This is a genomic window from Streptomyces africanus (assembly GCF_002150735.1).
GTDB classification, from domain to species: domain Bacteria; phylum Actinomycetota; class Actinomycetes; order Streptomycetales; family Streptomycetaceae; genus Streptomyces; species Streptomyces africanus.
Genome location: NZ_MUKA01000400.1, coordinates 1 through 10,365, shown reverse-complemented (window position 1 = coordinate 10,365; position 10,365 = coordinate 1). Strand labels below are relative to the sequence as shown.

The window sequence follows — 10,365 nt, the reverse complement described above, 5'->3', positions numbered from 1 at the left end:
CAGTTCGCACTGTGGCTCCGGACCCCCCGGAGCCTCCGCCTCGGCGGCCAGCTCGGCCCGCGCCAGCTGCCGGGCGACCGTCTCCCGCACGCTCGTCAGCTGACCGATCAGTGAGTCGAGTTCGTCCAGCTTGCGCCGGTAGACCGCGAGGGACGCCGGACAGGTGTCGCCCTCGGGGTGCCCGGCCCGCAGACACTCCACGAAGGGCCGCGTCTCCTCCAGGTCGAACCCGAAGTCCTGCAACGTCCTGATCTGCTCCAGCAGTTTCAGGTCGCACTCGTCGTACGTCCGGTATCCGTTGCCCTCGCGTCGCGCGGGCAGCAGCCCCCGCGACTCGTAGTACCGCAGCGTCCGCGTCGTGGTCCCGGCCCGTGCGGCCAGCTCGCCGATTCGCATGCCGTCGAACGTAGTCCTTGACGCCGACGTCAAGGCAACAGCGTTTTCCCAGGCCCTGTCGTCGCATTCCCGTCGTCCGCCCGAAGGGCGGGCCCCGTGGCGTCAGGTGCGTGCTCTCGCCGTGCCGGGCGCAGGCCCGCGTACTGGTTGTACGTGGGTCTGTGCCCGGTGCGGCGAGAGGGCGTGCTGGCGTCGCGGGGCAGGCGGGAATGCGACGACAGGGCCTAGCGGGCCCCGGCGGACTCCAGCTCCCGGTCGTCCTCGGCGGGCTGGTCCGCGGTCTTCCCCCTGCCGGGCAGCAGCAGCGCCACCACGACCGTCCCGGCGCCCAGGATCACGGCCCCGACCAGACTGGTGTGCGCGACGGCGTCGGCGAACGAGGAACCCACCGCATCGGCCATCCGCCGCGCCCCACCGGCGAGTTGCCCGGCCTGCGCCTTGAGCCGCTCCGCCTGCTGGGGGTCACTCGTGTGCGCCGCCTGCTCGGCCAGCTGCCGGGCCTTGTCACCGATGCCCCGGGCGACGGCGTACCCGGCCCCGACGGAGTCCTGGGCCGTCTCCAGCGAGGAGGCGGGGAGCCTGCCGCCGGCCGTCGCGTCCGCGAGGTGGCCGGAGTACGAGGTGGCCAGCAGCGAGCCGAGGATGGCGATGCCGAGCGACCCGCCGAGCTCCAGCGAGGTGTCGTTCACCGCGCCGCCGACGCCGAGCTGGGACTCCGGGAACGCCCCCATGATCGCGTCCGTGCAGGGCGACAGCGCGAGCCCGATCGCGAGGCCGAGCACGATCAGGGGCGCGACGAAGTCGCCGTACGACGACCCGGAGTCGACCCGGGTGAGCAGCGCCAGGGCGGCCGTACCGCCGACCATGCCGGCCGTGACGGTCCACTTCATGCCGACCCGCGGGGTGAGGTAGCCGGTGAGGGCGGCGCCCACGAAGACGGCACCGGCCAGCGGCAGCATCCGCAGGCCCGTGTCCAGGGCGTCGTAGCCGAGGACGAACTGGAGGTGCTGGGTCAGGTAGTAGAAGGCGCCGAAGACGGCCAGGAAGAACAGGGCGACGGCGAGGTTGGAGCCCGCGAAGCGGCGGTCGGTGAAGCGGCGCACGTCGAGGAGGGGGCGCGGGTGGCGCAGCTCCCAGAGCACGAAGGCCACGAGTCCGGCGCCGGCGACGACCGCCGCCGTGACCGCCTTGACGCCCCAGCCGAAGTGCGGACCCTCGATGATCATGTAGACGAGCGCGCCGATCCACAGCACCGACAGCAGCCCGCCGCCGTAGTCGATCCGCCCCTGATGGCCGGACCTGGACGGCGGTACGAGGACGAGCGCGCCGACGACGGCCAGGGCGGCGACGGGCACGTTGATGAGGAACGTCGACGACCAGCCGTGGTGCTCCAGCAGCGCCCCGGCGACCAGCGGACCGGCCGCGATGGCGAGTCCGGCCGTGGCGGTCCACAGGGTGATGGCCTTGGCGCGTTCGGCGCGCGGGAAGGTCGCCGCGAGCAGGGACAGCGTCGCGGGCATGATCATCGCGGCGCCGGCGCCCATCACGGCACGCGCCGCGATCACGGCGGTGGCGCTGCCGGCGAGGTAGCCGGAGACGGCTCCGCCGCCGAAGACGACCAGCCCGAGGACGAGCGCGCCCCGGCGGCTGTACTTGTCGCCGATCGCGCCGAGGAGCAGCATCAGCGCGGCGTACGGGACGGTGTAGCCGTCGATGACCCACTGGAGGTCGGCGCTGGACAGGCCGAGGTCCTCGGTCATGGCGGGCGCCGCGACGGTGAGGGCGGTGTTCGCCATCACGATGATCAGCAGGCTCAGGCAGAGCACGAGGAGCGCCCACCAGCTGCGTGCGTAGGGGCGGTCCATCCTCTCGGCCGGTTCGGTCATGACGAGTCGCATGGCAGGAGATCGCCTTCCTCAGACTTGCACATGGGTGTGCATTTGCACAACACTGTGCAATGTACGCCGTTGCACAGCACTGTGCAAGTCGATGGAGGAGGGGCACAATGGCGTCCATGACCACGGGCACCACCAGCCGCGCCGATGCCAACCGGCGCCGCATCCTCGACGTCGCTCTGGCCGAGCTGCTGCGCGACCCCGACGCGTCCATGGACCAGATCGCGCGCGCCGCGGGCGTCGTACGGCGGACCGTGTACGGGCACTTCCCGAGCCGCGAGGCGCTGATCAGCACCCTCGTCGACGAAGCGGTGGAGTCCCTGTCGGTGGCGCACGCGGCGGGCCGGGAGGGGGTGGAGGACCCGGCGGAGTCCGTGGCCCGCTCGGTGCTGGCGGTGTGGGAGCTGGCCGACCGCTACCGGCTGCTGATCGCGCTCGCCCAGCGCACGGTCACCATGCAGGGCATCCGGGAGCGGCTCGCCCCCGTCCGGGAGGCCGCCACCGGGGTGCTCCGGCGCGGCCTCGACGAGGGCGTCTTCAGCTCACCGCTGCCCGCGCCGGCCCTGGCGTACGTGCACGAGCAGATGCTGGTCGCGCTGATGGAGGCGGTGAACGACGGACTCGTGGCAGCACGAGAGGCGGGCCGCTGCGCCGCGGTCACGGTACTGACCGCGGCGGGCGTGCCCGCCTCCGAAGCCACCGAACTGGTGGCGAAGCTGAACGATTGATTGTGTCTCTGTACGGACCGGGCGGCTGAGCGACGGGGGGACACCCAGCCGCCCGGAGTCTCGCGGGGCGCGGCGCGCGGCCGTCAGGCCTTCGCCAGCTCCTTGTCGCCGCCCTGCTCGGGCACCTCGGCCTGGCCCTCGGCCGGGCCGCCGTGCTCGTCGTCGAGGAGCGTCTTCTCGTCGAAGGGCAGCTGACCGGCGAGGACCTGGTCGACCCGCTCCCTGTCGATCTCCTTCGTCCAGGTGCCGATCAGCACGGTGGCCACGGCGTTGCCGGCGAAGTTGGTCAGGGCGCGGGCCTCGCTCATGAAGCGGTCGATGCCGACGATGAGGCCGATGCCGTCCACCAGGGCCGGCTTGTGCGACTGCAGACCACCGGCCAGGGTCGCGAGACCGGCGCCGGTGACACCGGCGGCGCCCTTGGAGGCGACCAGCAGGAAGAGCAGCAGCGGGATCTGCTCGCCGAGCGACATCGGCGTGCCCATCGCGTCGGCGATGAACAGGGACGCCATGGTCATGTAGATCATGGTGCCGTCGAGGTTGAAGGAGTAGCCGGTCGGGACGGTGATGCCGACCACCGGCTTGCTGACGCCCAGGTGCTCCATCTTCGCGATGAGCCGCGGCAGCGCGGACTCGGAGGAGGAGGTGGACAGGATCAGCAGGAACTCACGGCCGAGGTACTTGAACAGCGTGATGATGTTCAGTCCGGCGATGACGCGCAGCAGGATGCCGAGCACGATGAAGACGAAGAGGAAACAGGTGACGTAGAAGCCGAGCATCAGCACGGCGAGGCTCTTGAGCGCGTCCACGCCGGCGGAGCCGGTGACGGCGGCGATGGCGCCGAAGGCACCGATCGGGGCGGCCCACATCACCATGGCGAGGATGCGGAAGACGAGCCGCTGGATGTGCTCGATGCCGCGCAGGATCGGCTGGCCCGCCGACCCCATGCCCTGCAGCGCGAAGCCGGCGAGGAGGGCGATCAGCAGGGTCTGCAGGACCGACTCGTTGGTGAAGGCGGACACCATCGTGGTCGGGATGATGCCCAGCAGGAAGTCGGCGGTGTTACTGGTGGCCTCGGGGTCGATCTGTGCGTGACCGGCGTCCTTGACCGCGTCCGTCACCGCGAGGCTGGAGCCCGGCTCCAGGATGTTGCCGACGACCAGGCCGATGCCCAGCGCGACCAGCGACATGACCATGAAATAGCCCAGGGCGATGCCGCCGACGGCACCGACCTTGGCGGCCTTGCGCACCGAGCCGATGCCCAGCACGATCGTGCAGAAGATGATCGGCGAGATCATCATCTTGATCAGGTTCACGAAGCCGGTCCCGATCGGCTTCAGCTCGACAGCGAAGTCGGGTGCGGCCAGACCCACCGCGATACCGGCGGCGACCGCGATGATCACCGCGATGTAGAGATAGTGCGTGCGGTCCCGCTTGGCTTTGGGTGCGGCAGGTGCCGTATCGGCTGCGCTGGTCACGGCGGCCCTCCTTGACGACGTCGTCGGCATCACCGGCGTGCGGCTCACGTCCGGGACAGGGAGCGGGGAACTCCCGGGGATGCGTATTGGGGAATGCCGTGACTATGTCCTGCTCTGTGAGCGCGGTCACCCTTCCGTTCATTTAGTTCACAATCAGCCACGAGGCAGACTGACGGCATGCGCTTCTCCGTACCCGGTCCCCGCAGCCTGGCGGGCCAGCTCTTCGCCATGCAGGCCGTCCTGATTGCGGTCGTCGTGGCCGGATACGCGCTGTTCACCTACGTCAGCGACCGCAGCCAGGCCGAAGAGGCGGCCCGGCGCCAGGCCAGGGCGGTGGCGCGATCCGTCGCCGACTCCCCTTCGGTGCTGGAGGCGGCCCGCGGCTCCGACCCGACCGGCCGGCTCCAGCCGTACGCGCTGCGCGTGATGCGGGACACCGAGGTCGACTTCATAACGATCATGGATCCCCACGGCATCCGCTGGACGCACCCCGACCCGGACCGGATCGGCCAGCCCTTCCAGGGCCACACCGAGAAGGCCCTCAAGGGCCAGACCTTCACCGAGACCTACACCGGCACGCTCGGCCCCTCCGTCCGCGCGGTCACCCCGATCCAGGACGGCAAGAAGATCGTCGGCCTGGTCAGCGCGGGCATCCGGGTCGAGGAGATCACCCACCGGGTGCAGGACCAGCTGACGGCCCTGCTCGGCGTCGCGGCCGGCGCGCTGGCCCTGGGCGCCGTCGGCACCTATGTCGTCAACGCCCGGCTGCGCCGCCACACCCACGGCATGAACGCGGCCCAGCTCAGCCGGATGCACGACTACCACCAGGCCGCCCTGCACGCCGTACGCGAGGGGCTGCTGATGCTGGACGGGCAGTACCGTGTGGCGCTGATCAACGACGGAGGGCGGGAGCTGCTCGGCGTGGCCGGGGACGTGGTGGGCAGGTCGGTGGCGGAGCTGGGGTTGCCCGCCCCGCTGACGGGCGCGCTGCTGGCGTCGGAGCCGCGGGTGGACGAGGTGCATCTGACGGCGTCGCGGGTCCTGGTGATCAACACGTCTCCGGTGTCGGGCGGCGAGCGGCGCGGTACGGTCGTCACCCTGCGCGATGTCACCGAACTCCAGTCGCTGATGGGCGAGTTGGACTCCGAGCGGGGTTTCACCCAGGCGCTGCGCTCGCAGGCGCACGAGGCGGCGAACCGGCTGCACACGGTCGTCTCGCTGATCGAGCTGGGCCGGGCGGAGGAAGCGGTGGAGTTCGCGACGGCCGAACTGGAACTGGCACAGGCGTTGACCGACCAGGTCGTGGCGGCGGTGAGCGAGCCGGTGCTGGCGGCACTGCTGCTGGGCAAGACGGCCCAGGCGAACGAGCGGGGCGTGGAGCTGATGGTGTCGGAGGACAGCAGCCTGGACGACGGCCTGCTGCCGGAGTCCCTGCCGGCGCGGGACCTGGTGACCATCCTGGGCAACCTGATCGACAACGCCGTGGACGCGGCGCAGGGCAGCGCGCGGGCGCGGGTGACCGTGGCGGCCTACACCCAGGACACGTCGGACCCCGGGGACCCCGAGCTGGTGCTGCGGGTCTCGGACACGGGCCCGGGCGTGGACCCGGAGCACGCCGAGGCCGTTTTCCAGCGCGGCTTCTCGACCAAGCCGGCGGGGCCGGGCGGCCGGGGCCTGGGGCTGGCCCTGGTACGGCAGGCGGTCCACCGGCACGAGGGGACGCTGTCGGTGTCGGAGGCCGAGGAGGGCGGGGCGGAGTTCGAGGTACGGCTGCCGCTGCGGGAGTCGGGGGCGGTGGCCGGGGGCGTGACATCCAGGACCTCGGTGTCCAGAGGCGCTGGAGGCAACGCGTGACGAGCGACAGCACCCCCGAGAGGGACATCCGCGTCCTGGTCGTGGAGGACGACCCGGTCGCCGCCGACGCGCACGTGCTGTACGTCGGCCGCGTCCCCGGCTTCGTCGCGGTGGGCAAGGCGCACACGGGCGCGGAGGCCCGCCGGGCCCTGGAGCGCACCCCCGTCGACCTGCTCCTGCTCGACCTGCACCTGCCGGACGTGCACGGGCTGCACCTCGCGCGGTCCCTCCGGGCGGCGGGACACCACGCGGACGTGATCGCGGTGACGTCGGCGCGCGATCTGGCGGTCGTGCGCGAGGGCGTCTCCCTCGGCGTCGTGCAGTACGTCCTGAAGCCGTTCACCTTCGCGACCCTGCGGGACCGCCTCGTGCGGTACGCGGAGTTCCATGCCGCGGTCGGCGAGGCGAGCGGCCAGGACGAGGTCGACCGGGCGCTGGCGGCCCTGCGCGCCCCGGGCCCGGCCGCCTTGCCGAAGGGCCTGAGCGCACCGACGCTGGAGCGGGTGACCGTGGCCCTGCGCGACAGCGCGGAGGGCCTCACGGCCGCCGGTGTGGCGGAGACCGTGGGCATCTCCCGCATCACGGCCCGGCGTTACCTGGAACACCTGGTGGACGCGGGCCGCGCGGCCCGCCGCCCGCAGTACGGCACGGTGGGGCGGCCGGAGCTGCAGTACCGCTGGGTCACGGGCCACTGACGGCCCGTCAGCCACGAGCGGCAACCAGCGAACCCGCGCACACGCATTGACCTGACTAGACCACTCAACTTACGTTCACCACGCAGCCGTCCCGGCCACAACGAAGTGCGCCCGTAGGAGGTTCGTGCCGTGCGCCCCACCGCCGCTCTCACACCTCTCGTCGTCCTGGCCCTCGCCGCCACCGCCCTCACCGCCTGCGGTGGCGGTTCCGGCAGCGACCCCGACACCGTCAAGGTCTCCTTCAAACAGTCCACGGACAACTCCATCAAGGTGATGGACACCTATCTCGCGGACATCAAGAAGCAGTTCGAGAAGGCCCACCCGGGCAAGAAGGTCGAGCTCGTCCCGATCAAGGCCCCGGACTCGGAGTACTACACCAAGCTCCAGCAGATGCTCCGCTCCCCCAAGACCGCCCCCGACCTGGTCTACGAGGACACGTTCCTCATCAACTCGGACATCACCAGCGGCTATCTCAAGCCCCTCGACCCGTACCTCGCCAAGTGGCCCGACTGGAACCGGTTCATCGACACGGCGAAGGCGGCGGCGAAGGGCGAGGACGGCAAGACGTACGGCGTCCCCGACGGCACCGACACCCGCGGACTCTGGTTCGACAAGGGCATCTTCGCCAAGGCCGGCCTCCCCGCCGACTGGCAGCCGAAGACCTGGAAAGACGTCCTGACCGCGGCCCGCACCATCAAACGGAAGGTCCCCGGCGTCATCCCGCTCAACGTCTACACGGGCAAGCCGGTCGGCGAGGCGGCCACCATGCAGACCTTCGAGATGCTCCTCTACGGCACGAACGACGGCCGCACGGACCCCCTCTACGACAAGAACGCGAAGAAGTGGATCGCCGGCGGCCAGGGCTTCAAGGACGCTCTCGCGTTCGTCGAGACGGTCTACAAGGAGAAGCTGGGCCCGGACGTCTCCGACGCGCTCGACCCGAACGTCATGACCCGGGTGCGCGGCGAGTGGCTCCCGCAGGGCAGGCTCGGCATCGCCCTCGACGGCTCCTGGCTGCCGCAGGACTGGCTGCCCGGCAGCGGCCACGCATGGCCCGAGTGGCCGAAGAAGCTGGGTCTGGCCGCCATGCCGACCCAGCATGGCCAGGCGCCCGGCAAGGTGAGCATGTCCGGCGGCTGGACCTGGTCGATCCCGGCCAAGGCCGGCAACCCGGACCTGGCCTTCGCGTTCATCAAGACGATGCAGACCAAGGCCAACGCGCAGAAGTGGTACGTCGCCAACTCCGGCATCGCGGTCCGCGAGGACGTGGCGAAGGACCCCGGGTACGCCACCGCCCAGCCGGGCATCAGGTTCTTCACCGACCTGGTGGCCTCGACGCACTACCGCCCGGCCTACCCGGCGTACCCGAAGGTCTCCACGGCCATCCAGGAGGCGATGGAGAGCGTGACCACGGGCGACGCGTCGGTGGACGAGGCGACGAGCGCCTACACGAACGCGCTCAGGGACGCGACGGACGACGAGGTGGTCGAGCGGTGAGCGAGGGCAGCCGCGCATGACCGCCACCGCACCCACCCCGCCGCTCACCAAGACACCCGAGGCCACGCACCCGCGACGCGGCCCCCGCCTGCCGCTGCGGGCCCTGCCCCTCACGCCCGCCGTCGTCCTCCTGCTCCTCTTCCTGGCCGGCCCGATCGCCTACTGCGTCTTCATCGCCTTCACCGACCTCCAGCTCACCGGCCAGGCCGAGGACTCGTTCGTCGGCTTCGAGAACTTCACCCGGGCCTTCGGCGACGAGGCGTTCCTCAACGCCGTATGGCTGACCCTGGTGTTCACGGTCCTGTCGTCCCTCGTCGGGCAGAACACGCTGGGCCTCGCCCTGGCGGCGCTGATGCGGCGCGCGTCGAAACCGGTCCGCACGCTCACCGGCGGCATCGTCGTCACGGCGTGGGTCCTGCCGGAGGTCGTCGCCGGCTTCCTCCTCTACGCCTTCTTCCGCCGCGAGGGCACCCTGAACGCCCTCCTGGACTGGCTCCACCTGCCCTCCCAGAACTGGCTGTTCACCCTCCCGATCCTGGCGGTGTCCTTCGCCAACGTCTGGCGCGGCACGGCCTTCTCGATGCTGGTCTACTCGGCCGCGCTGAACGAGATCCCCCAGGAGATCACCGAGGCCGCCGAGGTGGACGGGGCCGGGGGCTGGCGCCGCATGTGGCACATCACCCTCCCCATGATCCGCCGCTCCATCGCCACGAACCTGATGCTCAACACCCTCCAGACCCTCTCGGTCTTCGGCCTGATCTGGGTGATGACGAGAGGCGGTCCGGGCGGCAAGAGCCAGACACTCCCCCTCTTCATGTACGAACAGGCCTTCCAGAACAGCCTGATCGGCTACGGCACGGCGGTGGCCCTGCTGCTCCTCCTGGTCGGCTCCCTCTTCTCCCTCCTCTACCTGCGCCTGCTGCGGACGGAGGTCTGACCCGCATGGCCCTCACCCTCGCCTCCCGCCGCACGGCCCGACGCCTGGCGGCGGACGCGGGCCTCCTGGTGGTCGCCGCCGCGTTCGTCCTGCCCCTGGCCTGGGTGGTCCTGTCCTCCCTGGACCCCCACGCAGACCTCCGGGTGAAGGCACCCGACGGCCTCACCCTGGACAACTTCGACGCGATCCTGACCCCCGAGATCACCTTCACCCCCCTCCTCAACAGCCTGATCCTCTGCGGCAGCGCGACACTCCTGACGGTCGTCTGCGCGGCCCTGGCGGCCTATCCGCTCTCCCGGTTCCGCTCCCGCTTCAACCGCCCGTTCCTGCTGACGATCCTCTTCGCGACGAGCCTGCCCATCACGGCGATCATGGTCCCGGTCTACGCGCTGTTCGTCCGGGTGGACCTGATCGACACCATGCAGGGCACGATCTTCTTCTTCTCTGCGTCCCAACTTCCGTACGCCATCTGGCTGATGAAGAACTTCATGGACGGCGTACCGAAGGAACTGGAGGAGGCGGCCTGGACCGACGGGGCGTCGTCCCTCCAGTCCCTTGTCCGCATCATCCTGCCCCTCATGGGCCCGGGCGTGGCCGTCGTGACGGTCTTCTCCTTCGTCATGATGTGGGGCAACTTCTTCGTCCCCTTCATGCTCCTGCTCACGCCCGACCAGATGCCGGCGTCCGTCAGCATCAACGACTTCTTCGGGAACCGGGGCATGGTGGCGTACGGGCAACTGGCGGCGTTCTCGGTCGTCTACTCGACACCGGTGATCCTTCTGTACGTCCTGATCGCCAGACGCCTGGGAGGGGGCTTCGCCCTGGGAGGGGCGGTCAAGGGCTGACCGGCGTCGATGCCGGGGCCGGGTGGGTCCGCAACCCGGC

General features: G+C 70.7%; 9 protein-coding genes. 6 read left to right on the top strand and 3 right to left on the bottom strand.

Annotated elements, in window-relative coordinates:
* The coding region (locus CCL05_RS37530; protein ID WP_086565109.1) for a MerR family transcriptional regulator at window positions 1-396 on the bottom strand (396 nt) is incomplete at its 3' end.
* Window positions 397-620: 224 nt separating this feature from the next.
* Entirely contained in the window at window positions 621-2,294 is a 1,674-nt protein-coding gene (locus tag CCL05_RS37525) for a DHA2 family efflux MFS transporter permease subunit (RefSeq protein WP_086565108.1), read from the bottom strand.
* Window positions 2,295-2,401: 107 nt separating this feature from the next.
* On the opposite strand from CCL05_RS37525, the gene CCL05_RS37520 reads away from it, so the two are divergent.
* The gene (locus tag CCL05_RS37520) at window positions 2,402-3,019 is read left to right on the top strand and encodes a TetR/AcrR family transcriptional regulator (protein WP_086565107.1); all 618 of its coding nucleotides are present in this window, start codon (window positions 2,402-2,404) and stop codon (window positions 3,017-3,019) included.
* An 83-nt stretch (window positions 3,020-3,102) separates the two neighbouring features.
* On the opposite strand, the gene CCL05_RS37515 is transcribed toward CCL05_RS37520, so the two are convergent.
* Window positions 3,103-4,497 (bottom strand): cation:dicarboxylate symporter family transporter, encoded by a 1,395-nt coding sequence (locus CCL05_RS37515; protein ID WP_086565106.1) that lies wholly within the window; start codon window positions 4,495-4,497, stop codon window positions 3,103-3,105.
* A gap of 177 nt (window positions 4,498-4,674) precedes the next feature.
* Between CCL05_RS37515 and CCL05_RS37510 the strand changes: the two genes are divergently transcribed.
* From CCL05_RS37510 to CCL05_RS37490, 5 genes are all read left to right on the top strand, one after another.
* Entirely contained in the window at window positions 4,675-6,351 is a 1,677-nt protein-coding gene (locus tag CCL05_RS37510) for a sensor histidine kinase (RefSeq protein WP_086565105.1), read from the top strand.
* Window positions 6,348-7,046: a response regulator gene (locus CCL05_RS37505; protein ID WP_208641705.1), complete on the top strand. Its 699-nt coding sequence runs from the start codon at window positions 6,348-6,350 to the stop codon at window positions 7,044-7,046. The genes CCL05_RS37510 and CCL05_RS37505 overlap by 4 nt, the downstream gene beginning before the upstream one ends.
* 129 nt (window positions 7,047-7,175) lie before the next feature.
* A complete protein-coding gene (locus tag CCL05_RS37500; RefSeq protein ID WP_086565104.1) occupies window positions 7,176-8,543 on the top strand; it encodes an extracellular solute-binding protein in 1,368 nt (455 codons plus the stop codon).
* Window positions 8,544-8,559: 16 nt separating this feature from the next.
* A complete protein-coding gene (locus tag CCL05_RS37495; RefSeq protein WP_086565103.1) occupies window positions 8,560-9,480 on the top strand; it encodes a carbohydrate ABC transporter permease in 921 nt (306 codons plus the stop codon).
* Between the two features lie 5 nt (window positions 9,481-9,485).
* Window positions 9,486-10,325 carry a carbohydrate ABC transporter permease gene (locus tag CCL05_RS37490; RefSeq protein WP_086565102.1) on the top strand — a complete coding sequence of 280 codons (840 nt, stop codon included), beginning with the start codon at window positions 9,486-9,488 and terminating at the stop codon, window positions 10,323-10,325.
* The last annotated feature ends 40 nt before the right edge of the window (window positions 10,326-10,365 follow it).

Excerpts from the sequence above, each read along its gene's own strand:
- CCL05_RS37525 (WP_086565108.1), bottom strand. The coding sequence starts at position 2,294 with ATGCGACTCGTCATGACCGAACCGGCCGAGAGGATGGACCGCCCCTAC.
- CCL05_RS37520 (WP_086565107.1), top strand. The coding sequence starts at position 2,402 with ATGGCGTCCATGACCACGGGCACCACCAGCCGCGCCGATGCCAACCGG.
- CCL05_RS37510 (WP_086565105.1), top strand. The coding sequence starts at position 4,675 with ATGCGCTTCTCCGTACCCGGTCCCCGCAGCCTGGCGGGCCAGCTCTTC.
- CCL05_RS37495 (WP_086565103.1), top strand. The coding sequence starts at position 8,560 with ATGACCGCCACCGCACCCACCCCGCCGCTCACCAAGACACCCGAGGCC.
- CCL05_RS37490 (WP_086565102.1), top strand. The coding sequence starts at position 9,486 with ATGGCCCTCACCCTCGCCTCCCGCCGCACGGCCCGACGCCTGGCGGCG.